We start from the raw sequence: 25,583 nt of genomic DNA on the forward strand, positions 1-25,583 counted from the left end.
CCTATATAAAAATCGAGTTTCTATCTTCTCGATTATTCCTAAACAATAGAGAACAAATGATATTCTATCAAACGGACTTATCTTTTGCAATACTGTAAAGGAATTTATCTTACAAAGTTATTCTTTGCATGATTTACTCGAACAAGGAAAAAATAACAGCGATTATCTTTAAAAATGGATGCGGGTAATGAAAGGGGAATTGCAATGGCTGATGAACTCGATTTGAGCAAATATTCAGTTCGGACGGATTTAGCGATAGAAGCTCGGCAAATGGCGGTGGAACAAAATGAACAATCTTCGATTAATGGCGTCATTTACACCGAAGAGGAAATAGACGGGATCAAAATATCGAAGGTTGAAATAACAGAACAAGGAGCTGCGTCTTTAGGTAAGAAAAAAGGCAAATATATTACGCTTCAAGTTCAAGGAATTCGTCAAAAAGATTCAGAGTTACAAGACAAAGTATCTGAAACGTTTGCAACGCAATTTAGTGCTTTTTTGGATGAGCTAAAGATACCTAAAGATGCAAGTTGCTTAGTTGTAGGACTTGGTAATTGGAATGTAACGCCTGATGCATTGGGACCGATAGCGTGTGAAAATTTATTAATTACAAGGCATTTATTTCAATTACAGCCGGAGCATGTAGAAGAAGGTTATCGGCCGGTTAGTGCTCTTGCTCCAGGGGTGATGGGGTTAACAGGGATTGAAACGAGCGACATTATTTTAGGGGTTATTGAGCAATCAAAGCCTGATTTTGTAATCGCGATTGATGCATTGGCTGCTCGCTCGATTGAACGTGTGAATACGACAATTCAAATATCAGATAGTGGAATCCATCCAGGCTCTGGAGTTGGTAACAAGCGGAAGGAACTAAGTCAAGAAACTCTCGGAATTCCAGTCATAGCGATTGGCATTCCAACGGTTGTTGATGCGGTATCCATTACAAGTGATACGATTGATTTTATTTTGAAGCATTTCGGTAGAGAGTTGCGCCAGGGAGATCGACCGTCTCGGGCATTGGCACCAGCTGGTATGAGCTTTGGGGAGCGAAAAGTATTGACAGAAGAAGACTTGCCGAATGAAGAAGATCGAGCAAAGTTTTTAGGAATCATAGGAGGGCTAGAAGAAGAAGAAAAAAGAAGGCTGATTTATGAAGTGTTATCTCCTCTAGGGCACAACTTAATGGTAACTCCAAAAGAGGTAGACGTATTTATCGAAGATATGGCTAATGTATTAGCAAACGGGCTTAATATGGCATTACATCAGCATGTCGATGATGAAAATGTTAGTGCCTATACCCATTAATTTTAAAGGGAATTCACTTACTTTTTTGAATTCATTGTTCTACTCCTTCAAGCGATGTCATACATTGACTGTAGACAAGCCTTGAAGGAGGATTTTTCATGAAGCGGCAAGGAGTCGTCGTCACAATTAACGGGACAAGCTTAATTAAATACAGCTTTCTATTGTTTGTTGGTCTCATCGTCGTTTTTATTTTGACAGGAATGCTCACTTCACTAAAGCCTGAATATCGTCCTTCTTCAGATTCTATACATGAGTTCTCTAGTGGTTTGAATGGAGAGACGTTTCTGAAGTTGTTAAGTATGGAGAATCATTATTTTCAACAAGTGCTTCCGAGCGATTCAACAGATTGGAAGCTTTCCCCTATTTTTTTTCAATTAGCGACAAGTGTTAATCCGGACGATCCGAGAAGTTTACTAGGTCGAGAACTTCCGGGATTTTCAATCTTTGATAGTAAGATTGTTGTTGCAGGAGAAGGTACGGACTATACGAATATGCCGATTGAGTCTGCTCCGCCTACAGAAGTGTTATTAGAAGAAAGAGAAGCATCAATTGAAAACTTACAAGCTTCTGAGGATACGAAAAAGGCCCCGCCACCAGAAATGACAACTGGAAATCGGAAGGTCGTGTATATTTACAATACGCATAACACAGAATCATACTTTCCTTTCTTAAAAGTGGAGGATAAAAGTGATCCAGATACGGCGTTTCACTCAACTGCTAATGTCACACTCGTTTCTAATAAATTGAAAGATGAATTAGAGGAGCGTGGGATTGGTGCACAAGTAGAGAAAGAGAATTTCCAATCGATTTTAAAAGAAAAGGCTTGGGATTACGGCCGATCCTACAGTGTTTCTAGACCGGTTATTCAAGATGCGATTGGGCAAAATCGTGAAATACAATATTTAATTGATATTCATCGTGACGGTTTAAGATATGAAGACACAACTGTTACGATTAACGGCAAAAGTTATGCGAAAATTATGTTTGTTGTAGGTGGTAATAATCCGAATGTAGACAAAAATACGGAACTTGCTAAGGAGCTTCATGAACTGTTTCAACAAAAATACCCAGGGTTAAGCCGTGGTGTTATCGCTAAGAAAGGTGAAGGTGTGAACGGGGTTTATAATCAAGACCTTTCTGAAAATGCGATGCTTATAGAATTTGGTGGTGTGGACAATAATATGGAAGAGCTTAGTCGAACCGCTGAAGCTGTAGCTGAAGTGTTTTCGGAATATTATTGGCAAGCTGAAAAAGTAAACAGTAGCCAATAATAGATTGGTTGAACCGAGAAGGGAGGGAGTTGTAAGTGGCAAAATTCATGCTGAAAAGCTTTCTAGTTTGTGCAGTCATGTTTTTAGGCGTCATCATCGGGATGCAGCAGGCGAATGATGGCCTTAGAGAAATGAGGGGTTATGATACGTCAGAAACGTTAGGAGCGTTCCAAATTGAAGAGGTTAATGAAGGAGAGTTAGAGGCATCCATCCTTGGAAATACGGTGACCAGTCATGATTTGCATGAAAAACAAGAACAGCTTGAAGATATGAAGGCCTTTAACTTCTTCTCAGAATTGGGAAAATGGTTTTCAAATATGATTTCCACTTTGGTCAATTCGATTATTGACTTCATCTCCCTACATGTAGAAAAGTGGATTCAATAGGGCTGTCCAAAAAAGACAGCCCCTTTCTTCGTTGTTACAGAAAGTTTAAGTTCAATAAAGTGTTAAAGTATTCTCTTTACAGTTTTTTTGGTGTCTAGCTTCAAGCGTCATCAGCTCGGGTCGCTTGGACCCTGCTGTGGCGACGGAAGCCTCCTCGCAGATCCTCCAGTGCCCTTCGCCTAAGGACTTGCGCTTTGCGTTTTTCTTATAAATGAAATTCGGTTGATTTGACGCTCCGTCCCCTTTCATTCAAAACCAATTGGAGAAATGCTGGTACTTTTCGCCCCTCATTCCATTTCGTCGTAAAACAAATCAATGATGTTAACCTCGATCAATTCGATCAATGGATGTAGACAGGAAAAATTGAAGCGCTTTACAACAGGCATCGAACACACAAATGACAGTATTACATTTAAGATTGAATCTTGAAAGGGCAATTGATATAATCAATGCTAGTGTAGTTGGCTAGTAGTAGGAGTGATTATATAAATGAACAGAGAAGAAAAATTGAAACGACAACAGCGGATTCGTAATTTCTCCATTATCGCTCATATCGATCATGGTAAATCAACACTAGCTGACCGGATTTTAGAAAAAACGGCAGCCATCACACAGCGTGAAATGAAAGATCAATTGCTTGATTCAATGGATCTAGAACGCGAACGTGGAATTACGATTAAATTAAATGCAGTTCAATTAAAGTATAAGGCAAAAGACGGCGAAGAATATATATTCCATCTTATTGATACACCAGGTCATGTCGACTTTACGTACGAAGTATCACGTAGTTTAGCAGCTTGTGAAGGAGCAATTCTAGTTGTAGACGCAGCACAAGGGATTGAAGCTCAAACATTAGCAAACGTTTATTTAGCGTTGGATAATGATTTAGAAATTTTACCTGTCATTAACAAAATTGATCTTCCAAGTGCTGAACCAGAGCGTGTCCGCCAAGAAATTGAAGATGTTATTGGGTTAGATGCAAGTGAAGCTGTACTTGCATCGGCTAAGGCGGGGATTGGAATCGAAGACATCTTAGAAGAAATCGTTGAAAAAGTACCTGCTCCAGAAGGAGACCCGGATGCACCGTTACAAGCGTTGATTTTTGACTCGCTATATGACGCATATCGCGGTGTTGTGGCGTACATTCGCGTCGTCCAAGGTTCTGTAAAAGTCGGACAAAAAATTAAAATGATGGCAACAGGTAAAGAGTTCGAAGTAACAGAAGTCGGCGTATTTACACCAAAAGCAATGCCACTAGACGAACTTACAGTGGGGGACGTAGGTTACTTAACAGCATCTATTAAGAATGTAAGTGATTCACGTGTAGGTGATACCATTACAAGTGCTAAAAACCCAGCAGATAAGCCATTACCTGGATACCGTAAATTAAATCCGATGGTATTCTGTGGAATGTATCCAATTGATACAGCTAAGTACAATGATTTACGTGAAGCGCTTGAAAAGCTCCAGTTAAACGACTCAGCACTTGAATTTGAACCTGAAACATCACAGGCGTTAGGGTTCGGATTCCGATGCGGATTTTTAGGGATGTTACACATGGAGATTATTCAAGAGCGCATTGAACGTGAATTTAAAATCGATTTAATTACAACAGCGCCAAGTGTAATTTACAATGTATATTTAACAGATGGGGAAGAAATACGTGTTGATAATCCGTCTAACATGCCAGATCCGCAAAAAATTGATCGTGTTGAAGAGCCTTTCGTAAAAGCGAGCATTATGGTTCCAAATGACTTTGTTGGAGCGGTGATGGAGCTTTGTCAAGGAAAACGTGGTATATTCGTTGATATGCAATATTTAGATGAAAAACGTGTCAATATTACGTACGAAATTCCTTTATCTGAGATTGTTTATGACTTCTTTGATCAACTGAAGTCCAACACAAAAGGATATGCATCTTTTGATTATGAGTTAATCGGATACCGTGCTTCGAAGCTTGTCAAAATGGATATTTTATTAAACAGTGAGAAAATTGACGCATTATCCTTTATTGTTCACCGTGACTATGCATATGAGCGTGGAAAAGTCATTGTAGAAAAATTAAAGGAACTTATTCCTAGACAGCAATTCGAAGTGCCTGTTCAAGCAGCAATAGGTCATAAAATCATTGCTCGCTCCACAATTAAAGCGATGCGCAAAAACGTTTTAGCCAAATGTTACGGGGGAGATATCTCACGTAAACGTAAACTTCTTGAAAAACAAAAAGAAGGTAAAAAGCGCATGAAGCAAGTTGGTTCGGTTGAAGTACCGCAAGAAGCATTTATGGCAGTCCTCAAAATGGACGATGACAAATAAAAAGTTATAAAATAAAAGCCGCAGCATTTTGACTGCGGCCTTTTTCAATATTGAAACAGAAGGTATTGTAAATTTGAGGGATTTCAAGCGGAAATTAAACAAAAGTTAGGTGATAACCATGCCAAAAGCTGTCTATATTCATATCCCTTTCTGTGAACAAATTTGTCACTATTGTGATTTTAATAAGTTCTTCCTAAAAAACCAGCCTGTATCTGAATATTTAAGCGCGTTAGAAGCAGAAATGAAAAATACAATGGAGAGGTTTCCGACAAACAGTGTTCATACCATCTTTATTGGGGGTGGAACGCCAACCGCCCTTTCGGTAGAACAACTTGAACAGTTGTTCTTGATGATTCATCGTCATATTCCAATGGATGATGTCGTTGAATTTTCTGTTGAAGCAAATCCAGAACAGTTGAGTCGAGAGAAATTAGCTGTCTTATTTCAATACGGTGTAAACCGTTTAAGTATTGGTGTTCAAACTTTTCAAGAAGAGTTATTAAAAGGAATAGGGCGGACTCATACGAATGACGTAGTTTTTAAAGGGATAGAGCGTGCAAAAAAAGTTGGGTTTCAAAACATTAGCATCGATTTAATGTACGCGTTACCGAAGCAATCGATAGTTGATTTTCAAAAGACATTACAAACTGCGTTTACCCTCGGGTTGACGCATTATTCAAGCTACTCTTTGCTTGTAGAACCGAAAACGGTGTTTTACAACCTTTGGCGAAAGGGAAAGCTCTCCTTACCACCACAAGAAGAAGAGGCGCTCATGTATGAAACGCTTATGGATGAAATGGAGAAGCATGGATTTCATCAATATGAAATTAGTAATTTTGCTAAAAAAGGATTCGAGAGTCAGCATAACATTACCTATTGGAAAAATGATGAATATTATGGATTTGGAGCAGGTGCTCATAGTTACGTTCATGGAGTTCGTCGAGTAAATGCAGGTGTGCTCAAAAAATATATGTCATTAATGAATAACGAAGGTCACCCTTATTTAGATGAACATGAAGTGACGGTCGTCGAAAAGATGGAAGAAGAGCTCTTTTTAGGACTTCGCTTGGCAAGTGGAGTGTCTTCAATGAGATTTCAAGAAAAATTTGGTATATCCATTTATGATGTGTTCGGTAATCAACTGAATCAACAAATAAATAACGGATTGTTACAAGAAAAGGATGGGGTTTTCACCTTAACACACCAAGGAAAACTCCTTGGAAATGAAGTGTTCCAATCCTTTCTTTCTAATGCAGAGTAATTGACATTTGCCATTAGTTTTGTTACCTTATTCATAGAATTAGCACTCGGTAATGAGGAGTGCTAACAGAGGTGATGAGAGATGCTTACGGATCGCCAGTTATTAATACTTCAAGTGATAATCGATGATTTTATTCAGTCTGCTCAACCTGTTGGTTCACGGGCGTTGTCTAAAAAGGAATCGATTTCGTTTAGTTCGGCTACGATCCGAAATGAAATGGCGGACCTGGAAGAATTGGGGTTTATTGAGAAAACACATACTTCCTCTGGGAGGGTCCCATCTGAAAAAGGATACCGTTATTACGTCGATCATTTGTTATCGCCGCAAAAGATATCCAAAAGTGAGATTGTTCAACTGAAGTCCGTTTTTGCGGAACGAATTTATGAGTTGGAGAAGTTAGTTCAAAAATCAGCTCAAATTTTGTCTGATTTAACAAGTTACACTACGATTGCGCTTGGGCCGAAAGTTTCGGAAAATCGTTTGAAGCATTTGCAAATTATTCCGTTAAATGAGAGCTCAGCTATTGCGATTATTGTCACGGATAAAGGATACGTAGAGAACAAGCCGATCGTATTTCCGACGAATATAAAGCAAGATGATATTGAAAAAATCGTCAACATTTTAAATGAACGTCTTGTTGGAGTTCCTTTAAGTGAATTGAGAGATAAAATATACAAAGAAGTTGCCTTGATTCTCCAACAGCATATTCGTCATTACGATACGTTTATTAAAATGTTTACAGAAACGCTATCTGATGGAAGTCAAGAAAAATTATTTTTTGGCGGAAAGACGAATATGTTAATTCAACCTGAATTCCATGACATTCAAAAAGTAAGAGATTTGCTGAACATGATTGAGGAAGAGCGAGAAATCTATCGTTTGTTAAAATCGAATGAAGCAGGTATTGCGGTCAAGATTGGAACCGAAAATGAGAATTCAGCACTTGAAAACTGTAGCCTAATTACTGCAACGTATTCCGTTGGAGAGAAGCAGCTTGGTACCATTGCTGTTTTAGGACCTAAGCGCATGGAGTATTCCCGTGTAATTGGGTTGTTGCAATATTTTACAAATGACTTGTCACAAGTGCTTACAAACTTGTATCATGAATGAGGATTATGTCCATATTGAAGGGTGGAGAGACCTCCATCCTTTTACATGGGGGTAATCGTGACTTTAAGGGAGGTGAAAGAGATGGAGGAGAAAATGCAAACAACAGAAGAGCAACCAGTAGAGCAAGAGGTTGTTAGTGAAACAGAAGCTGAGCAACTTGAAAATCAAGAAGCTGTCGAAAAGGAAAAAGACGATTTGACGTTAGCGAATGAGAAAATCAACGAGCTAGAAGCGAAATTAAGCGAGGCAGAAAATAAATATTTGCGCGCTCAAGCTGATTTTGAGAACTATCGCAGACGTGTGCGTTTAGACCAAGAGGCAGCTCAAAAATATCGTGCTCAAAATTTAATTACTGACTTATTACCAGCTCTTGATAATTTTGAAAGAGCGTTACAAATAAAGGCAGAGGATGACCAAACCAAGTCATTGCTCCAAGGGATGGATATGGTCTATCGTCAACTTTTACAAGCGTTAGAAGCTGAAGGATTACAGCCGATTGAAGCAGTAGGTAAAGAGTTCGACCCAACTGTCCATCAAGCTGTTATGCAGGTGGAAGATGACCAATACGATTCAAATATGGTTGTCGAAGAACTGCAAAAGGGCTATAAATTAAAAGATCGAGTTATTCGACCAACTATGGTCAAAGTAAGCCAATAATACATATAAAAAGTCTTAGGAGGTTATAAACATGGGCAAAATTATCGGTATCGACTTAGGTACAACGAACTCATGTGTGGCGGTACTAGAAGGTGGAGAGCCGAAAGTAATTCCAAACCCTGAAGGAAACCGTACTACACCTTCTGTTGTCGCATTTAAAAATGGTGAGCGTCAAGTAGGGGAGGTAGCGAAGCGCCAAGCAATTACAAACCCGAATACGATCATCTCTATCAAGCGTCATATGGGAACGGATTACAAAGTAGAAGTAGAAGGTAAAGAATATACACCGCAAGAAATTTCAGCGATCACACTTCAATACTTAAAGTCTTACGCTGAAGATTATTTAGGTGAAAAAGTGGAAAAAGCAGTTATTACGGTTCCTGCTTATTTCAATGATGCAGAGCGCCAAGCAACAAAAGACGCTGGAAAAATCGCTGGATTAGAAGTAGAACGTATTATTAACGAGCCTACAGCGGCTGCCCTTGCATATGGATTGGACAAAATGGAAGAAGATCAAACGATTCTCGTTTATGACTTAGGTGGAGGTACATTTGACGTATCCATTCTTGAGTTAGGTGACGGTGTATTTGAAGTACGTTCAACTGCTGGTGATAATCGTTTAGGTGGAGATGATTTCGACCAAGTGATTATCGACCACTTAGTTGCGGAATTCAAAAAAGAGAACGGAATCGACTTAGCGCAAGATAAAATGGCGCTACAACGCTTAAAAGACGCAGCGGAAAAAGCGAAAAAAGATTTATCAGGTGTGACATCTACTCAAATTTCTTTACCGTTCATTACAGCAGGTGAAGCGGGACCACTTCATTTAGAAATGACATTATCTCGTGCGAAATTTGAAGAGCTATCAGCTCATTTAGTAGAGAGAACAATGGGACCTGTTCGTCAAGCGCTACAAGACGCTGGCTTAGGCAAAAACGAAATTGATAAAGTGATTCTTGTAGGTGGTTCAACTCGTATTCCAGCTGTTCAAGAAGCAATCAAAAAAGAAATTGGTAAAGAGCCACACAAAGGAGTAAACCCTGATGAAGTTGTAGCCATGGGTGCAGCGATTCAAGGTGGAGTTATCACAGGAGATGTAAAAGACGTTGTATTATTAGACGTAACGCCTTTATCTCTTGGAATTGAAACAATGGGTGGTGTATTTACGAAATTAATCGAACGTAATACAACAATCCCTACTTCCAAGTCTCAAGTGTTCTCAACAGCTGCAGACAATCAAACTGCAGTAGATATTCATGTTTTACAAGGTGAGCGTCCGATGGCGGCTGACAACAAAACATTAGGTCGTTTCCAATTAACGGACATCCCACCAGCACCTCGTGGCGTACCGCAAATCGAAGTAACATTCGATATTGACAAAAACGGTATCGTTAATGTAAGTGCAAAAGATTTAGGTACAGGTAAAGAACAAAACATTACAATTAAATCTTCTTCTGGATTATCTGATGAAGAAATTGATCGTATGATCAAAGAGGCAGAAGAAAATGAAGAAGCGGATAAAAAGCGCAAGGAAGAAGTAGAACTTCGAAACGAAGCGGACCAGCTTGTCTTCACTACTGAAAAAACGTTAAAAGAGCTTGAAGGTAAAGTAGATGAAGCGGAAGTGAAAAAAGCAAACGACGCAAAAGACGCGTTGAAAGATGCCATTGAGAAAAATGACCTTGAGCAAATGAAGGCGAAAAAAGATGAGCTTCAAGAAATCGTACAACAACTCTCTATGAAGTTATACGAAGAAGCTGCAAAACAAGCTCAAGCGCAGCAAGGTCAAGAAGCGGATGCAACAAAGAAAGACGACAATGTTGTTGATGCTGAGTTTACAGAAGTAAACGAAGACAACAAGTAATTAAAGAGCAATAAAGGAAAAAGTCAAAGTCAGGCGTGTCTTGGCTTTGACTTTTTTAGCTAATGGATAGAAAGAGCTCGACTTGAGCGAAAAAATTTACCTTTTCTCCTTGAAGTGAATAATGGTTGCCTCGAATTTCGAGCAATGATAGAATTTAGTTTATGTGAGAAAATCGGGAGTGTGAAATGCATGAGTAAGCGTGATTACTATGAAGTACTTGGGGTTAGTAAGAGCGCAACAAAAGATGAAATTAAAAAAGCGTATCGAAAGCTCTCTAAAAAATATCACCCTGATATTAATAAAGACGCGGATGCACCGGAAAAGTTTAAAGAAGTAAAGGAAGCCTACGAAGTATTAAGTGACGACCAAAAGCGTGCGCAATATGATCAATTTGGTCATGCCGGGCCGAATCAAGGGTTTGGTGGATTTGATGGCGCCGATTTTGGAGGGTTTGGTTTTGAAGATATATTTAGCTCAATTTTTGGCGGTGGTGGTCGAAGAAGAGACCCCAATGCCCCTAGAGCTGGAGCTGATTTACAATATACAATGACGCTGTCTTTTGAAGAAGCGGTATTTGGAAAAGAGACAACAATTGAAATTCCTCGTGAAGAGTCTTGTGATACTTGTAATGGTTCGGGAGCAAAACCTGGAACAACACCTGAAACGTGTTCAACATGTGGTGGTTCTGGTCAAGTCAACACAGAACAAAACACACCGTTTGGCCGAATTGTTAACCGACGTGTTTGTCACCAATGTAGCGGAACAGGAAAGATGATTAAATCAAAATGTTCAACATGTGGTGGCGCTGGAAAGGTTAAAAAGCGCAAGAAGATTTCTGTTAAAATTCCAGCAGGTGTTGATGACGGACAACAGCTACGCGTAGCGGGTCAAGGTGAGCCGGGAGTAAATGGCGGGCCATCAGGCGATTTGTATGTTGTCTTCCATGTGCGTGATCATGAATTCTTTGAACGTAACGGAGATGATATCTATTGTGAAATGCCGCTAACGTTTGCTCAAGCCGCATTAGGAGATGAAATAGAAGTTCCTACTTTACATGGAAAAGTTAAATTAAAAATACCGGCAGGAACACAAACAGGTGTGAAATTTAGACTCCGTGGAAAAGGTGTTCCAAACGTTCGTGGATACGGTCAAGGTGACCAACATGTTGTCGTACGAGTCGTAACGCCAACAAACTTAACGGAAAAGCAAAAAGAGCTATTAAAAGAGTTTGCTGATATTACGGAAAACCGTCCGAGTGAACAAGAGGAAAGCTTTTTTGCAAAAGTAAAAAGAGCCTTTAAAGGAGAATAAAACGAGATTGGAGCTTGGTGAAACATGAAATGGTCAGAAATTAGCATCCATACAACACAAGAAGCTGTAGAACCCATTTCAAATATTTTACATGAAGCAGGAGCAAGTGGTGTTGTCATTGAAGATCCGTATGAATTAGTTAAAGAGCGAGATTCCATATACGGTGAAATTTACGATTTAAACCCAAATGATTATCCTACTGAAGGGGTCATCATGAAGGCGTATTTGCCAATCAATAGTTTTTTAGGGGAAACGGTAGAAGGGATAAAGGAAGCTATTAATAACTTGCTCATCTATGACATTGACTTAGGATTAAATCAAATTACGATTAGTGAAGTCAATGAAGAGGAATGGGCAACTGCATGGAAGAAATACTACCACCCTGTTAAAATATCTGAAAAGTTTACGATTGTTCCAACATGGGAAGAATATGAACCGGTGAGTACGGACGAACTAATAATTGAATTAGACCCAGGGATGGCCTTTGGAACTGGCACACACCCGACAACTGTCTTATGTATCCAAGCTCTTGAACGGACGGTTCAACAAAGAGATACCATCATAGATGTCGGAACAGGGTCAGGTGTATTAAGTGTAGCGGCTGCTATGCTAGGTGCCAAACAAGTAACTGCGCTCGATTTAGATCCTGTTGCAGTAGAGAGTGCACGTTTAAATGTTAAATTGAACAAAGTGCATGAAAAGGTTGAAGTAAAGCAAAACAATCTTCTAGATGATATGACAGGGCCTGTTGACCTTGTTGTAGCCAACATTTTGGCGGAAATTATTTTACGATTCCATCACGAAGCAGCAAACATCGTAAAACCAGGTGGATATTTTATTACATCTGGGATAATTAAAAATAAAAAAGATGAAGTGCGTAATGCATTAATTGAAGCAGGATTTATCATTGAAGAAACGCTTGTAATGGAAGATTGGGTAGCGTATATTGCTCGTAAACAAGAGGGATGATCAATGCAGCGATATTTTATTGAATCAACAAAGAAGGGTCTTAATGAACGTTTTTTCATCACGGGAGATGATGTCCATCACATCTCCCGTGTCATGCGTATGAAAGCAAATGATGTGATCATTTGCTGTTTTAACGATGGGTTTCAAGCCAAATGTAAAATTGTGCAGATCACAAATGAAAATGTAGAATGTGAAATAATTGAGTGGATTGAACAATCCAATGAACTACCTGTAGAGGTGGTCATTGTGAGCGGGTTGCCGAAAGGGGATAAGCTAGAATGGATTATTCAAAAGGGAACCGAGCTTGGGGCTTCCACGTTTATCCCTTTTAATGCGGCTCGTTCAGTTGTAAAACTAGATCAAAAGAAAGCCGCAAAGAAAGTTGAACGTTGGGGAAAGATTGCGAAAGAAGCTGCTGAACAATCACATCGCAGCAAAATTCCGAACGTTGAATCCCCTAAATCCTTACAAGAGATCATTCAACTTGCAGAGGAAGCGGACGTGAAAGTCGTTGCCTACGAAGAAGTGGCAAAGGATGGGGAAGTAAGTCAACTGCATCAATCATTCAATCAACTATCTTCTGGAGGAAAAGTCTTTGCCTTATTTGGACCAGAAGGTGGCCTTACAGATAAAGAAATCGGACAGCTAATCGAAGCTGGTTTTGTAATATGTGGTTTAGGACCGAGAATCTTACGTGCGGAAACGGCCCCTTTATATTTTCTTTCCGCTATATCTTACCATTTTGAACTAATGAGGTGATAGAAATGCCAACTGTTGCTTTTCATACATTAGGATGTAAAGTAAACCATTACGAAACGGAAGCCATTTGGCAATTATTTAAAGAAAACGGTTATGAGCGGACTGAATTCGATAGTACGGCTGATGTATATGTTATCAACACGTGTACAGTTACGAACACTGGAGATAAAAAAAGTCGTCAAGTGATTCGTCGTGCCATTCGAAAAAATCCGGATGGAGTGATTTGTGTAACGGGATGTTATGCACAAACGTCTCCAGCTGAAATCATGGCGATTCCAGGTGTTGATATTGTAGTCGGAACTCAAGATCGTCACAAAATGCTTGATTATATTGAACAATATAAGCGCGAACGTCAACCTATTAACGGTGTTTCAAACATCATGAAAGCGAAAGTATTCGAAGAGTTAGATGTGCCTACTTTTACGGATCGAACGCGTGCATCGCTTAAAATTCAGGAAGGTTGTAATAACTTCTGCACGTTTTGTATTATCCCGTGGGCTCGAGGACTTATGCGTTCCCGTAATCCTGAGGAAGTCATTAAGCAAGCACAGAGTTTAGTGGATGCTGGTTATAAAGAGATTGTTTTAACCGGGATTCATACAGGGGGATATGGGGAAGACATGAAAGATTATAACTTCGCCATGTTACTTTCTGACTTGGATGAAAAAGTGAAAGGGTTAAAACGTATCCGTATCTCTTCTATTGAAGCTAGTCAAATTACGGATGAAGTCATTGAAGTACTGGATCGTTCAGATAAAATCGTTCGTCATTTACACATTCCTCTTCAATCTGGGTCGAACTCTGTTTTAAAACGTATGAGAAGAAAATATACGATGGAGTTTTTCGGTGAACGTTTAAATCGTCTTCGTGAAGCTTTGCCTGGATTAGCAATTACGTCGGATGTAATCGTTGGGTTCCCAGGCGAAACAGAAGAAGAGTTTATGGAAACGTATAATTTCATTAAAGAACATGGTTTTTCGGAGTTGCACGTATTCCCATATTCGAAACGTACAGGTACACCTGCAGCGAGAATGGAGAATCAAGTGGACGAAGAAGTGAAAAATGAACGTGTTCATCGTTTAATTGCATTAAGTGATCAATTAGCAAAAGAGTATGCTTCTCAATACGAAGGAGAAGTGCTTGAAGTTATTCCAGAAGAAAAATTTAAGGAAAATCCAGATAGTGGATTGTATGAAGGATATACGGATAACTACTTAAAAGTTGTCTTTCCAGCAACAGAAGAGATGGTCGGTAAAATCGTGAAGGTCAAAATCACTAAAGCTGGCTATCCATATAATGAGGGGCAATTTGTCCGTGTTATGGAAGATGAATCATCCGAACAAACGGTAAAACTTACCTCTTAAAAGAGTATAAATGATGAAAAGCAGGTGATAAGAAAGAGAGTATTGTTTCTTATCGCCTGCTTTTTCACTTTTGCACTAATAAGTTTTTAATAACTAGGAGATTTTCTAGTTTCCAGAAAAGTTTAGAAGCAAGGTAACTTTTAGAATATTTAGTATGTTAGGCGGAAACAATGTCCAGCTGCTTCCTGGAATTTTATTCTTATAAACATTTGAGAGAAGAATAAATTCCTAAAAGGTGGAACACAACCATTTTGGATGTGAAAATATACCACATGAGCGAAGGGTAAGGTAAAGAGAATGTCATAACGAGAAAGAGGAGGCTCATCGTTATAAAGAGGATCGATGCTCGAAATACGTACACATGCACCACCTCACGAAAGTATAAAGACAAGATTTCTTATCATTTTACTATGAAATTCCTGTTAGTTAAAGAAATATTTTACATAAGAGACTTTTTTAAAATTTTGTTAGTTTTAGTACATAGATTGACGTTATTTTTACTCAATATTATGGAGCGGCTTGACTACTGTGTGATGAAGAGGCTCGACTTCCTCCAAGAGAAAATGCAATGTATTCATTCTAAAATGGTTGTAAAAAGAACAATATATACAAAAACCACCTTACATAAAAGTGATGTGTAAGGGGATTTTAAAAACAGGAAAATTAAAACAAATCTCTCGTACTTATATAGTTGAATGAAATACATAGCCACATTTTGTAAACTGAACCAGAATGATAATAAGCTCGACCAAAAAAATTGTTAAATTTCTTTATTCAACTACTCGTAATTTTTCATTAAGAATGGTAGAATTGAGAGGTACGTACAACTGAAGATATAGAAGGGAGAATTACATGTATGGCAAACATTGCAAACATGATTGATCATACAGCTCTAAAACCTGAACTAACAAAACAACAAATTTTAACTCTTTGTGAAGAAGCGAAAGAGTATTCCTTCGCATCTGTTTGTGTGAATCCAACTTGGGTTAAGACTGCCGCAGAAGCATTAAAAGGAACTGAAGTAAAAGTATGTACTGTAATTGGTTTTCCTCTTGGAGCAAACACACCAGAAACGAAAGCGTTTGAAACAACAAATGCGATTGAAAATGGTGCTACTGAAGTTGATATGGTAATCAACATCGGTGCATTAAAGGATAAAGACTATGAATTAGTGGAAAGAGATATCCGTGCTGTTGTTGATGCGGCAAAAGGGAAAGCGTTAACAAAGGTTATTATTGAAACATGTCTGTTAACAGAAGAAGAGAAAGTGAAAGCTTGTGAGCTTTCAGTTAAAGCTGGCGCAGACTATGTAAAAACATCTACAGGATTCTCAACAGGTGGAGCAACTGTAGAAGACATTCAATTAATGAGAAAGACAGTAGGACCTGAAATCGGTGTGAAAGCATCAGGTGGAGTACGTGATCGTAAAGGTGCCGAAGCGATGGTAGAAGCTGGTGCTACTCGTATCGGTGCAAGCTCTGGCGTAGCTATCGTTAAAGGTGAAACTTCAACGAGTGATTATTAATAAGCTGAAAAAGCATCCGATAGAAAAACGTAAATCTAAAGAGGATTTACGTTGACCAAAATTAATGATTATATTATACTATGTTAGTACATGTTTCTTTAAGGAACATAAATGTTGATTGGTTTCGTTCGGAGGGAGGGAAATAGGATGTCTAAAACAGTAGTTCGTAAAAACGAATCGCTTGAAGATGCTCTTCGTCGCTTCAGACGCCAAGTATCTAAAACTGGTACTTTGCAAGAAGTAAGAAAACGCGAGTTCTATGAAAAGCCTAGCGTTAAACGTAAGAAGAAGTCTGAAGCTGCTAGAAAACGCAAATACTAAAAGAGGGTGTTCGTATGAGTCTTCTTGAGCGTTTAAACCAAGACATGAAACAAGCGATGAAAAATAAAGAAAAGGATCGACTTACTGTAATCCGTATGGTGAAAGCCTCATTACAAAATGAGGGTATTAAGCTTGGAAAAAGTGAGTTGACCGATGAAGAGGAACTAACCGTTCTTTCTCGTGAACTTAAGCAACGCAAAGACTCCCTCCAGGAATTTAGCAATGCAGGTCGCTCAGATTTAGTTGAAAAAATTCAATCTGAAATCGACATTTTAAATCATTACATGCCTGAACAGCTTTCGGAAGAAGAGCTTCTTCAAATTGTTCAAGAAACAATTGCTGAAGTGAATGCATCTTCGAAAGCAGATATGGGTAAAGTAATGGGTGCCATTATGCCTAAAGTTAAAGGTAAGGCAGATGGATCGCTTGTGAATAAAATTGTACTGCAACAATTATCATAATATAGAACAATAGGCACCTTGATAAGGTGTCTTTTGTTTATTGTCTGGCAGCTTGTAATATGGAATGACCTGAATCAGCAATCTAATTTGATTGTAAGAGGTCATGGAAGTTCCAGCTCAAAATGCATTTCACAGTTGTTGGCATGTCTATTTCAAACACCCACTCAACAATCACTTATTATTTTTAGAAAATTCCTGTAGAACTCATCATACATATGATTAAAAAAGTGAAACCTATTAACGATGGAAACGTAATACATAAGGAAGGTGAACATGAAAGGAGGGGAGAAGATATGCGCCCTTTCATTAAGTTAGCAAGCTTTTTGAGTATTATCCTTTTAATATTTAGTTATCTCATGTTAGGGAATTCTTCTACTTCAGAAGCTCAGTCAGATAAAGTATATGTGATATCTGTAGAAGATACAGTCGAAAAAGGGTTGGCTGCTTACATTGAAAGATCCGTAAAAGAAGCAGAAGAAGAGGGAGCGAATATCATTATCCTTGAGCTTGATACACCGGGTGGAGACGTTGAGGCGGCAGTTAATATTGCGAAGACATTAAATGGCACAAATATTAAGACCGTTGCATTCGTTAATAAGCGAGCAATCTCAGCGGGTGCTTACATGGCTTTAAACACTGACGAGATTTATTTTCATCCTAGTGGAACGATGGGAGCAGCCGCGATTATTGATTTAGAAGGAAATACGGCGGATAAAAAAGCAGTTTCGTTTTGGAAAGCGGAAATGATTAACGCAGCAGAAGCCCATCAACTAAACCCGATTTACGCTGAAGCAATGGTCGATGATTCTATTGATTTAAAAGAAGTAGGAGCGCCAAAAGGGGAATTGTTGACATTAACAGCCAATAAAGCGGTTGAAGTGGGATATGCTAAAGGTATCGTAACGTCTGTCAATGAGTTATTGTCTGAGTTGGATATTCAGAACGCTTCCGTTATGCAATCGGATGTAACTATTGCAGAAAAAATTGCTCGTTTCTTAACCCATCCTGTCGTAGTACCAATCTTGCTCTCCATCGGGAGCATCGGACTTGTGTTAGAATTGTATAGTCCAGGTTTTGGTATACCAGGGCTTATGGGACTGTCATCGTTACTTTTATTCTTTTACGGGCATCAAGTTGCAGGGCTAGCTGGAATGGAGTCGTTTATTTTATTCATAGGAGGAATTTTGTTAATCATTGCAGAATTCTTTTTACCAGGTGGTATCGCTGGGTTAATTGGAGCGATTTCTATAATTGTTAGCTTATTTTTAGCTTCTGGTAATATTTTTCAAATGGCCATTTCTTTAATTATTGCTGTAATTGTCGCCATTACCGTTTTAATTTTAATGACGAAGGTGTTTGGTAAACGTATGAAATTTTTCCGGAAAATTATTTTAAGTGATCGAACAACAACGGAAAAAGGGTATGTATCAAATGAAACGAGAGTCGACCTCATTGGGAAGGTCGGAATCGCCATCACAACTTTACGTCCATCAGGAACAGCCCTTTTTGACGACGAACGGCTTGATGTTGTAACAGAAGGAAGTTATATTGAAAAAGGTAAGAGAGTTAAAGTTATGAAAACAGAAGGTTCCAAAATTATTGTAAGAGAAGTATTAGATTAGGAGGTAAAGTATGGACCCGTCAACATTTTTATTACTAGGTTTAATTGCTATTGGTTTTATATTATTGGCCGTATTATTTACTTTCGTCCCGGTAATGCTATGGATTTCAGCCCTTGCTGCTGGTGTTCGTATCAGCATCTTCACGCTTATTGGAATGAGGCTTCGTCGAGTTATTCCTAGTCGTGTAATTAATCCATTAATTAAAGCTCATAAAGCGGGATTAGATGTAACGACAAATCAACTTGAGAGCCACTATTTAGCAGGTGGTAATGTAGATCGCGTTGTTAATGCTTTAATTGCAGCAGAACGAGCAAACATTGAACTATCATTTGAACGTTGTGCTGCGATCGACCTCGCAGGACGCGATGTGTTAGAAGCTGTTCAAATGAGTGTCAATCCAAAAGTGATTGAAACTCCTTTTATCGCCGGTGTAGCCATGGATGGTATTGAAGTCAAAGCAAAAGCAAGAATTACGGTTCGTGCTAACATTGACCGACTTGTCGGTGGTGCTGGTGAAGACACAATTATTGCCCGTGTTGGGGAAGGAATCGTTAGTACGATTGGTTCCTCTAGTAACCATAAAAAAGTATTGGAAAATCCAGATTTAATTTCTCAAACTGTTTTAGGAAAAGGGCTAGATTCTGGAACGGCTTTTGAAATCTTATCTATTGATATTGCAGATGTTGATATCGGTAAGAATATTGGAGCCATTCTTCAAACGGATCAAGCAGAAGCGGATAAAAATATTGCACAAGCGAAGGCGGAAGAACGTCGAGCAATGGCTGTTGCCAAAGAACAAGAGATGCGTGCAAAAGTTGAGGAAATGAGAGCGAAAGTAGTGGAAGCTGAGGCTCAAGTACCATTAGCGATGGCCGAGGCACTACGTTCAGGTAATATTGGTGTAATGGACTATATGAACATAAAAAACATTAGTGCAGATACTGAAATGCGTGATTCAATTGGAAAGCTGACGAAGGAACAGGAAGATGAAGAGTAAGTTCTACTTCGCTAAGGAGATGGAACGATGAATATAATCGATATACTATTTGAGAACCCGCTCATTATAGCGCTCCTTATTTGGATGCTCTCCTCTTTGTTTGGAGGGAAGAAAAAGAGCGAAGAACAAGAAGTAAGAAGGTCAAAACCTCAAGTCAAAAAGCAAGAGGTACCAAAGGAAGTGCAGGTCACAAAGCAAGTGGCGGAGCAAACAAATATTAAGTCCGAAATTGAAAAGCGGTATGAAGAGCTGAAAAACCGTCAAAATTCCAGTGAGCGTCTTGTTCCGCAAAAACAACCAATCAGAATTACTAAACAGAGCGAAAGAAGTAAAACGAAAAAGACAAAGCTTGATCTTCGTTCTCCAGTCCAAGGGATTGTTTGGAGTGAAATTTTAAGAGAGCCGAGGTCAAAGCGTCCTTACCACCCTTCAAAACGAAATTAAAATAATGGTTTTAGAACCCCCATTCTTCTCATAAATATGAGATGAAAGGGGGTTCTTTTTATGGTGAGTAAATGGCGACAACGAGTTACAAAATGGATGACAAGATCGTTAGAAGTTCCTCCTGATGTCATGATGGATTTACCCCGAATTACGATGATTGGACAGTTGCATATTTACATAGAAAATCATAAAGGACTATTAACGTTTACAGATCAGGAAGTTCGATTGTTATTAAAGCAAGGGCAACTACTAATTAAAGGGAGTCACTTTGTCATTAAGACCATTCTTCCAGAAGAAATTTTACTCGAGGGTGAGATTGAGAAAGTGATGTTCATCGATCAGTAATGGGAGGGAATATAGTTGAAAAATATATGGATGTATTTCTTTACTGGAACAGTGCAAGTGGTGATAGAAGGAAAAGGTGTTGAACGGTTTTTAAATGACTGTATTCGAGAGGACATTTCAATTTGGAATGTCCGAAGAAGACAGGATAATGCCGTTTTATTTACGATGCGCCTTCAAGATGTACAGGCACTTCGCATCGTTGTTCGACGAAATGAATGCTCATGTCATTTTTCAAAACGAATGGGACTTCCCTTTTGGGTGAAGCGGTCAAAACGGAATATTGGGTTTATTGGTGGAATATTCTCTTTTTTTATTATAACGTTTCTTCTTTCCAATATGGTTTGGGGGATTGATATAGAAGGAGCTGAACCCAAAACAGAACATTTGTTAGAAAAAGAATTGAAAAAGATAGGAATCAAAACGGGTGCATTTCAGTTTTTCCTACCTGAACCTGATGAGATTCAGAAAAAAGTGCTAGAGGAGTTAAATGAGGTTACGTGGATTGGTGTGGACGTAAACGGGACAACCTACCATATTAAAGTGGTTGAGAAAAAACAACCAGAGGACCAAGAATATGTTCAACCACAACACATTGTGGCAACGAAAGATGCGGTAATATCGAAAATGTTTGTGGAAAAAGGATTACCGATGGTTGGGATTCATGAACACGTTAAAAAGGGGCAAATTCTCGTTTCAGGGATAATTGGTACTGAAGAGAATGAACAATTAGTTGGTGCAAAGGGAGAAATATACGGTGAAACATGGTATGTTACGACGGTAGAAATTCCAATGAAAACGAAATTTGAAGTGCTAACCGGTGAACATAAATCTAAATATAAACTACGTATGTTTGGTTTGGACATTCCTATTTGGGGATTTGGAAAAGTGGATTTTGCTCAATTTGAGAAAGAACGAATTGAGAAAACATTGAAATTTCTTCATTGGGAACTACCTGTTGATTACGTGCGTGAAACATATCGTCAGTCAGAAGAAGTAAATCGGACATACACGAAGGAACAAGCAATTGAGCAAGGGATTTCTCTAGCAACCGCTAATTTACAAGAAAAGTTAGATGAACAGGAAGAAATACTAGAAGAAAAAGTTTTGCACCAAAGCTTTGAGAATGGTAAAGTTAAGATGAAAATACTTTTCCAAGTTATTGAAGATATTGTGGAAACTAAACCAATCGTGCAGGGAGATTGAAGAATGCCAGAAGATTTAGTAACCATTAAACAACAATTGCAAAATCCAAACGAGGCAATAGCATTATTTGGAATACACGACGCGAATTTGAAGCGAATTGAAGAAGATTTAGATGTAAGGATAGTAACTCGTGGAGAATCGCTATCTGTGTCAGGAGAGCCTGATCGTGTTCAAATGGTGGATAAGCTATTGCAAGCGTTATTAAATGTGATTCGAAAAGGAGTTCATATTTCGGAACGTGATGTTTTATACGCTGTTCGGATGGCGCAAAATGGGTCGATTGATTCGTTTGAAAACTTATATGATGAAGAAATTGCGAAAACAGCTAAGGGTAAGTCCATTCGTGTTAAAACGATCGGACAGCGAACTTATATACAAGAAATCAAGAAAAAAGATTTAGTATTTGGGATAGGACCAGCAGGAACTGGAAAGACCTTTTTGGCTGTAGTCATGGCTGTTCACGCGTTAAAAAACGGGTTTGTGAACAAAATTATATTAACAAGGCCGGCTGTTGAAGCGGGTGAAAGCTTAGGGTTTTTACCTGGAGACTTAAAGGAAAAGGTCGACCCGTATTTACGTCCTTTATATGATGCGTTACACGAAGTATTAGGTGCAGATCATACCGCTCGATTAATCGAGCGGGGGACAATCGAAATTGCTCCATTAGCTTATATGAGGGGGCGAACTCTTGAAGATGCTTTCGTTATTTTAGACGAAGCCCAAAACACGACTCCAGCTCAAATGAAGATGTTTTTAACTCGATTAGGGTTCGGGTCGAAAATGATTATTACGGGTGATATTTCGCAAGTCGACCTCCCAAAAGGGGTTAAATCTGGACTTGCAGTAGCAAAGGAAACGTTAAAAGATATAAAAGGAATTGCGTTTGTTGAATTACAGCAAGCAGATGTTGTCCGTCATCCGCTCGTTGCCAAAATCATTCAAGCCTATGACCAAAACCTTTCTTCGTAAAGTAAAGGCCCGTTTAAATACGGGTCCTTTTTTACAATCGTTAAGGAACGCGGGAAAGGTGACAAGTTGAGTGGACAAATGAGAATAAAAAAGAGCCATCACAACGAGAAAAAGGTGATGGGGAGGGAAAAATTTGAGTAAGAAAATTCGTTTTCGAAAAATTCAGTCGTTGCATTTTGGATTATATCCAGTCCTTTCAATTATACTGTTCGTCGTTCTTTTCAGTAATGTTAAACCCGATACATTTGATGTGAAGCTCTTTACAATAAGTGATCAAACCATATATGCTCCAGCTACAATTGTTGATGAAGAAATGACTGAACAGCGTAGAGATGAAGCAGCAGCTAGTGTTGAGGACCAATATGTACTAAACGTAGAGTTTGCTGATAATAGTGTATCGATGGTTGAATCCATTTTTGATCAAATTATCGAAGTTTCAAAAAAAGCAAGTGAAAATAGTGAAAATCCTGAAGAAGTAGTAGAAATCTCTAATGAAGAGAAATTGAATCAATTACAAAACGCGTTGAAAACGCAAGGGTACGAACAAATTCCGACGGATGTTTTGACAACGCTCTTAACAGCAGAGGAAACCGATTTAAAGGTTGCGAGAGAGTCGGTAGTCACCGCTGTCAATAAAATTATGAATAATCCAATAACCGTTGAGAAGGTAGATGAAGCAAGAGAAAATGTTAAGGATAACCTTCCATATGGAAATGTTTCAAGTGGATTAATGGATGCCGCAGCTAAGATTGGAGAAATCGCCATTATTCCGAACTATACATATGATTTAGAAGCGACTGAACAAAAGCGCGAGGAAGCTAGAGAAGAAGTTCAGGAAGTTCAAATAAAGCAGGGACAAATTATTGTAGAAGAAGGGCAAATAATCGACCGTGAAGTGTATCGAAAACTGGACTTATTAGGCTTGTTAGATAACAAATACACATTCCAGCCCTTTATAGGTCTTGCGTTACTCATTTTATTAATGGTATCATTACTTGCCTACTATTTTGAAAAAGAGAAGGAATTTTATATTACAAAGCGACAGTCTCTATTGTTGTATACTATTATATTCAGTATTACGCTTGCTTTAATGAAGATTGTTAGCTTGTTTCAAGAAATGGATTACACCTACATTGGATTCATAGTGCCTGTGTCGATGGGTGTCATGTTAATTAAGTTATTAATTAATGATCGGCTTGCATTCTTAACAAGTTTACTTCTGGCGGTTTGTGGAAGTTTAATATTTAATGAGGGTGTGACAAGCACCTTTAACTTTGTGATTGGACTATACTATTTATGTGGCTCATTAGCAGCAATGTTATTTTTAGGAGAGCATAATGTCCGTTCGAAGATTTTACAAGCTGGCTTGTTCGTTTCTTTTGTAAACGTTTTTGTGATTACGTCCATCATTTTAATTCAAAATGCCAATACGACAAATCTTGAAATTGGATCGTATTTCGTTATGGCCGTTGTTTCGGGAGTAGTGTCATCTGTGCTAACGATTGGATTTATGCCATTTTTTGAATCTGGTTTTGGCATTTTATCAACGATGAGATTAATTGAACTATCAAATCCCAATCACCCTTTGTTAAGGAAAATACTAACTGAAGCGCCTGGAACGTATCATCATAGCGTCATGGTGGCTAATTTAGCAGAGTCTGCATGTGAAGCAATTGGGGCAAATGGATTATTAGCTCGAGTTGGTAGTTATTATCACGACATAGGTAAAACGAAGAGACCACATTATTTTATAGAAAATCAAATGAACATGGAAAATCCACATGATAAGTTATCCGCTCAATTAAGTAAAAACATTATTATCGCACACGCAACTGAGGGAGCAGAAATGCTTCGTAAATTTAAAATGCCGAAGGAGTTTATTGATATAGCTGAACAGCATCATGGAACTTCCTTGCTCAAATTCTTTTATCATAAAGCAAAAGAAAATAGCGAACATGATGTTTTGGAAGAGGAGTTTAGATACCCTGGCCCTAAACCACAAACGAGAGAAGTGGCAGTCATCTCAATTGCTGATAGCGTTGAAGCGGCCGTTCGTTCACTTAAAAATCCGACACCTGATAAAATTGAAAAGCTTGTCCAATCGATTATAAAAGATCGAATACAAGACGGACAATTTGATGAGTGTGACATTACTATAAGAGAGTTGGATTTGGTGGCTAAATCGTTTTGTGAAACCATGAAAGGTATTTTCCATTCTAGAATCGAGTATCCCGAAATATCAGATAAGAAGGTGAATCAAGGTTGAGACTAGATATGGACTTAGTAGATGAGACTGGAAAATTAACAGAAGAAGACACACATCTTTTGACCGAATTGCTTGAATTTGCTGCTTCTGAAGAAAAAGTAGCTGAAGGTGCAGAGCTTTCGGTGACGATTGTAACCAATGACCAGATACAAGAAATTAACCGAGAATACCGCGGAAAGGATCAACCTACAGATGTCATTTCCTTTGCTTTAGAAGAAATGGGAGAAGGCGAAGTAGCGATACAAGGCGAGGATTTACCAATCACTCTTGGTGATATTATTATTTCCGTGGAAAAGGCACAAGAGCAAGCGGAAGAATACGGACACTCCTTTCAACGTGAATTAGGGTTTTTAGCTGTTCATGGCTTTTTGCACCTATTAGGATATGATCATATGACAGAAGAGGAAGAAAAAGTCATGTTTACTAAACAAAAAGAGCTTTTGGAGAAGTATGGCCTCCATCGATCCATATAAGTCAAAGACGAAGCGGTTAATGCAGAGTTTTCGCTATGCCTTAAATGGAATATTGGCAACGGCTAAAAGTGAAATGAACTTTCGTATTCATCTCGTGGCTTCGGTTTTCGTAATTGTAGCGGGAGTTTATTTTCAGCTTTCTCACGTTGAGTGGATTGTTCTATTCTTGTTGATAGGTGGCATGCTTTCGTTAGAGTTAATGAACACGGCGATTGAACATGTCGTGGATTTAGTGACAGAAGAATATAAACCGTTAGCAAAATTAGCGAAAGATGCAGGAGCAGGTGCTGTTTTCGTATTTTCAATTATTTCTGTCATTATCGGCCTAATGATTTTTTTACCTAAAATTTATACTATTCAATAGTTATAATTTTCTGATAATTT

General features: G+C 38.6%; 24 protein-coding genes. All 24 read left to right on the forward strand.

Translation table 11 applies throughout. The features are described 5' to 3' along the window. The first annotated feature begins 204 nt into the window (after nt 1–204). The 24 genes from gpr (at nt 205) to ML543_RS06230 (ending at nt 25,563) form a co-directional block, all read left to right on the forward strand. Nucleotides 205–1,305: a GPR endopeptidase gene (gene gpr / locus ML543_RS06115; protein ID WP_243386262.1), complete on the forward strand. Its 1,101-nt coding sequence runs from the start codon at nt 205–207 to the stop codon at nt 1,303–1,305. A 98-nt stretch (nt 1,306–1,403) separates the two neighbouring features. Continuing rightward, the gene (gene spoIIP / locus ML543_RS06120) at nt 1,404–2,576 is read left to right on the forward strand and encodes a stage II sporulation protein P (RefSeq protein ID WP_243386263.1); all 1,173 of its coding nucleotides are present in this window, start codon (nt 1,404–1,406) and stop codon (nt 2,574–2,576) included. Nucleotides 2,577–2,611: 35 nt separating this feature from the next. Continuing rightward, nucleotides 2,612–2,962, forward strand: coding sequence for a YqxA family protein (locus ML543_RS06125; RefSeq protein ID WP_243386264.1), 351 nt, complete (start codon nt 2,612–2,614; stop codon nt 2,960–2,962). Between the two features lie 489 nt (nt 2,963–3,451). Then, nucleotides 3,452–5,278, forward strand: coding sequence for a translation elongation factor 4 (gene lepA / locus ML543_RS06130; RefSeq protein WP_243386265.1), 1,827 nt, complete (start codon nt 3,452–3,454; stop codon nt 5,276–5,278). Between the two features lie 118 nt (nt 5,279–5,396). Then, nucleotides 5,397–6,539 carry a radical SAM family heme chaperone HemW gene (gene hemW, locus ML543_RS06135; protein ID WP_243386266.1) on the forward strand — a complete coding sequence of 381 codons (1,143 nt, stop codon included), beginning with the start codon at nt 5,397–5,399 and terminating at the stop codon, nt 6,537–6,539. An 81-nt stretch (nt 6,540–6,620) separates the two neighbouring features. Then, nucleotides 6,621–7,649 (forward strand): heat-inducible transcriptional repressor HrcA, encoded by a 1,029-nt coding sequence (gene hrcA, locus ML543_RS06140; RefSeq protein ID WP_243386267.1) that lies wholly within the window; start codon nt 6,621–6,623, stop codon nt 7,647–7,649. An 81-nt stretch (nt 7,650–7,730) separates the two neighbouring features. Beyond that, a complete protein-coding gene (gene grpE, locus ML543_RS06145; protein WP_243386268.1) occupies nt 7,731–8,306 on the forward strand; it encodes a nucleotide exchange factor GrpE in 576 nt (191 codons plus the stop codon). Nucleotides 8,307–8,337: 31 nt separating this feature from the next. After that, nucleotides 8,338–10,170 (forward strand): molecular chaperone DnaK, encoded by a 1,833-nt coding sequence (gene dnaK / locus ML543_RS06150; protein WP_243386269.1) that lies wholly within the window; start codon nt 8,338–8,340, stop codon nt 10,168–10,170. Nucleotides 10,171–10,359: 189 nt separating this feature from the next. Continuing rightward, the gene (dnaJ, locus tag ML543_RS06155; RefSeq protein WP_243386270.1) at nt 10,360–11,481 is read left to right on the forward strand and encodes a molecular chaperone DnaJ; all 1,122 of its coding nucleotides are present in this window, start codon (nt 10,360–10,362) and stop codon (nt 11,479–11,481) included. A gap of 24 nt (nt 11,482–11,505) precedes the next feature. Continuing rightward, nucleotides 11,506–12,450 (forward strand): 50S ribosomal protein L11 methyltransferase, encoded by a 945-nt coding sequence (prmA, locus tag ML543_RS06160; protein ID WP_243386271.1) that lies wholly within the window; start codon nt 11,506–11,508, stop codon nt 12,448–12,450. Nucleotides 12,451–12,453: 3 nt separating this feature from the next. Next, the gene (locus ML543_RS06165; protein WP_243386272.1) at nt 12,454–13,209 is read left to right on the forward strand and encodes a 16S rRNA (uracil(1498)-N(3))-methyltransferase; all 756 of its coding nucleotides are present in this window, start codon (nt 12,454–12,456) and stop codon (nt 13,207–13,209) included. Between the two features lie 5 nt (nt 13,210–13,214). Continuing rightward, nucleotides 13,215–14,573, forward strand: coding sequence for a tRNA (N(6)-L-threonylcarbamoyladenosine(37)-C(2))-methylthiotransferase MtaB (gene mtaB / locus ML543_RS06170; protein ID WP_243386273.1), 1,359 nt, complete (start codon nt 13,215–13,217; stop codon nt 14,571–14,573). Nucleotides 14,574–15,429: 856 nt separating this feature from the next. After that, nucleotides 15,430–16,098, forward strand: coding sequence for a deoxyribose-phosphate aldolase (deoC, locus tag ML543_RS06175; RefSeq protein ID WP_243386274.1), 669 nt, complete (start codon nt 15,430–15,432; stop codon nt 16,096–16,098). Between the two features lie 147 nt (nt 16,099–16,245). Then, nucleotides 16,246–16,419: a 30S ribosomal protein S21 gene (rpsU, locus tag ML543_RS06180; RefSeq protein WP_243386275.1), complete on the forward strand. Its 174-nt coding sequence runs from the start codon at nt 16,246–16,248 to the stop codon at nt 16,417–16,419. Between the two features lie 14 nt (nt 16,420–16,433). Beyond that, complete coding sequence (locus tag ML543_RS06185) at nt 16,434–16,880, forward strand: GatB/YqeY domain-containing protein (protein WP_243386276.1); 447 nt, start codon at nt 16,434–16,436, stop codon at nt 16,878–16,880. 293 nt (nt 16,881–17,173) lie between these two features. Then, nucleotides 17,174–18,502 (forward strand): NfeD family protein, encoded by a 1,329-nt coding sequence (locus tag ML543_RS06190; protein ID WP_243386277.1) that lies wholly within the window; start codon nt 17,174–17,176, stop codon nt 18,500–18,502. A gap of 10 nt (nt 18,503–18,512) precedes the next feature. Continuing rightward, complete coding sequence (floA, locus tag ML543_RS06195; protein WP_243386278.1) at nt 18,513–19,499, forward strand: flotillin-like protein FloA; 987 nt, start codon at nt 18,513–18,515, stop codon at nt 19,497–19,499. A gap of 27 nt (nt 19,500–19,526) precedes the next feature. Next, the gene (locus tag ML543_RS06200; protein ID WP_243386279.1) at nt 19,527–19,943 is read left to right on the forward strand and encodes a hypothetical protein; all 417 of its coding nucleotides are present in this window, start codon (nt 19,527–19,529) and stop codon (nt 19,941–19,943) included. 60 nt (nt 19,944–20,003) lie between these two features. Continuing rightward, complete coding sequence (yqfC, locus tag ML543_RS06205; RefSeq protein ID WP_243386280.1) at nt 20,004–20,288, forward strand: sporulation protein YqfC; 285 nt, start codon at nt 20,004–20,006, stop codon at nt 20,286–20,288. A gap of 15 nt (nt 20,289–20,303) precedes the next feature. Then, on the forward strand, nt 20,304–21,491 hold the full coding sequence (gene yqfD / locus ML543_RS06210; protein WP_243386281.1) for a sporulation protein YqfD: 1,188 nt from the start codon (nt 20,304–20,306) through the stop codon (nt 21,489–21,491). A gap of 3 nt (nt 21,492–21,494) precedes the next feature. Continuing rightward, nucleotides 21,495–22,460, forward strand: a complete 966-nt coding sequence (locus ML543_RS06215) for a PhoH family protein (RefSeq protein WP_243386282.1) — start codon at nt 21,495–21,497, stop codon at nt 22,458–22,460. Nucleotides 22,461–22,593: 133 nt separating this feature from the next. Continuing rightward, nucleotides 22,594–24,726 (forward strand): HD family phosphohydrolase, encoded by a 2,133-nt coding sequence (locus tag ML543_RS06220; RefSeq protein ID WP_243386283.1) that lies wholly within the window; start codon nt 22,594–22,596, stop codon nt 24,724–24,726. A gap of 8 nt (nt 24,727–24,734) precedes the next feature. Then, nucleotides 24,735–25,199, forward strand: coding sequence for an rRNA maturation RNase YbeY (gene ybeY / locus ML543_RS06225; protein ID WP_419095354.1), 465 nt, complete (start codon nt 24,735–24,737; stop codon nt 25,197–25,199). Next, nucleotides 25,177–25,563: a diacylglycerol kinase family protein gene (locus tag ML543_RS06230; protein ID WP_243386285.1), complete on the forward strand. Its 387-nt coding sequence runs from the start codon at nt 25,177–25,179 to the stop codon at nt 25,561–25,563. The genes ybeY and ML543_RS06230 overlap by 23 nt, the downstream gene beginning before the upstream one ends. The last annotated feature ends 20 nt before the right edge of the window (nt 25,564–25,583 follow it).

The organism is Bacillus kexueae, assembly GCF_022809095.1.
GTDB lineage: Bacteria > Bacillota > Bacilli > Bacillales > Aeribacillaceae > Bacillus_BZ > Bacillus_BZ kexueae.

Bases quoted from the DNA above. Each gene is read 5' to 3' on its own strand.
- gpr (WP_243386262.1), top strand. From the start codon at position 205: ATGGCTGATGAACTCGATTTGAGCAAATATTCAGTTCGGACGGATTTA.
- spoIIP (WP_243386263.1), top strand. From the start codon at position 1,404: ATGAAGCGGCAAGGAGTCGTCGTCACAATTAACGGGACAAGCTTAATT.
- lepA (WP_243386265.1), top strand. From the start codon at position 3,452: ATGAACAGAGAAGAAAAATTGAAACGACAACAGCGGATTCGTAATTTC.
- hemW (WP_243386266.1), top strand. From the start codon at position 5,397: ATGCCAAAAGCTGTCTATATTCATATCCCTTTCTGTGAACAAATTTGT.
- hrcA (WP_243386267.1), top strand. From the start codon at position 6,621: ATGCTTACGGATCGCCAGTTATTAATACTTCAAGTGATAATCGATGAT.
- grpE (WP_243386268.1), top strand. From the start codon at position 7,731: ATGGAGGAGAAAATGCAAACAACAGAAGAGCAACCAGTAGAGCAAGAG.
- dnaK (WP_243386269.1), top strand. From the start codon at position 8,338: ATGGGCAAAATTATCGGTATCGACTTAGGTACAACGAACTCATGTGTG.
- dnaJ (WP_243386270.1), top strand. From the start codon at position 10,360: ATGAGTAAGCGTGATTACTATGAAGTACTTGGGGTTAGTAAGAGCGCA.
- prmA (WP_243386271.1), top strand. From the start codon at position 11,506: ATGAAATGGTCAGAAATTAGCATCCATACAACACAAGAAGCTGTAGAA.
- ML543_RS06165 (WP_243386272.1), top strand. From the start codon at position 12,454: ATGCAGCGATATTTTATTGAATCAACAAAGAAGGGTCTTAATGAACGT.
- mtaB (WP_243386273.1), top strand. From the start codon at position 13,215: ATGCCAACTGTTGCTTTTCATACATTAGGATGTAAAGTAAACCATTAC.
- deoC (WP_243386274.1), top strand. From the start codon at position 15,430: ATGGCAAACATTGCAAACATGATTGATCATACAGCTCTAAAACCTGAA.
- rpsU (WP_243386275.1), top strand. From the start codon at position 16,246: ATGTCTAAAACAGTAGTTCGTAAAAACGAATCGCTTGAAGATGCTCTT.
- ML543_RS06185 (WP_243386276.1), top strand. From the start codon at position 16,434: ATGAGTCTTCTTGAGCGTTTAAACCAAGACATGAAACAAGCGATGAAA.
- ML543_RS06190 (WP_243386277.1), top strand. From the start codon at position 17,174: ATGCGCCCTTTCATTAAGTTAGCAAGCTTTTTGAGTATTATCCTTTTA.
- floA (WP_243386278.1), top strand. From the start codon at position 18,513: ATGGACCCGTCAACATTTTTATTACTAGGTTTAATTGCTATTGGTTTT.
- ML543_RS06200 (WP_243386279.1), top strand. From the start codon at position 19,527: ATGAATATAATCGATATACTATTTGAGAACCCGCTCATTATAGCGCTC.
- yqfC (WP_243386280.1), top strand. From the start codon at position 20,004: ATGGTGAGTAAATGGCGACAACGAGTTACAAAATGGATGACAAGATCG.
- ML543_RS06215 (WP_243386282.1), top strand. From the start codon at position 21,495: ATGCCAGAAGATTTAGTAACCATTAAACAACAATTGCAAAATCCAAAC.
- ybeY (WP_419095354.1), top strand. From the start codon at position 24,735: ATGGACTTAGTAGATGAGACTGGAAAATTAACAGAAGAAGACACACAT.
- ML543_RS06230 (WP_243386285.1), top strand. From the start codon at position 25,177: ATGGCCTCCATCGATCCATATAAGTCAAAGACGAAGCGGTTAATGCAG.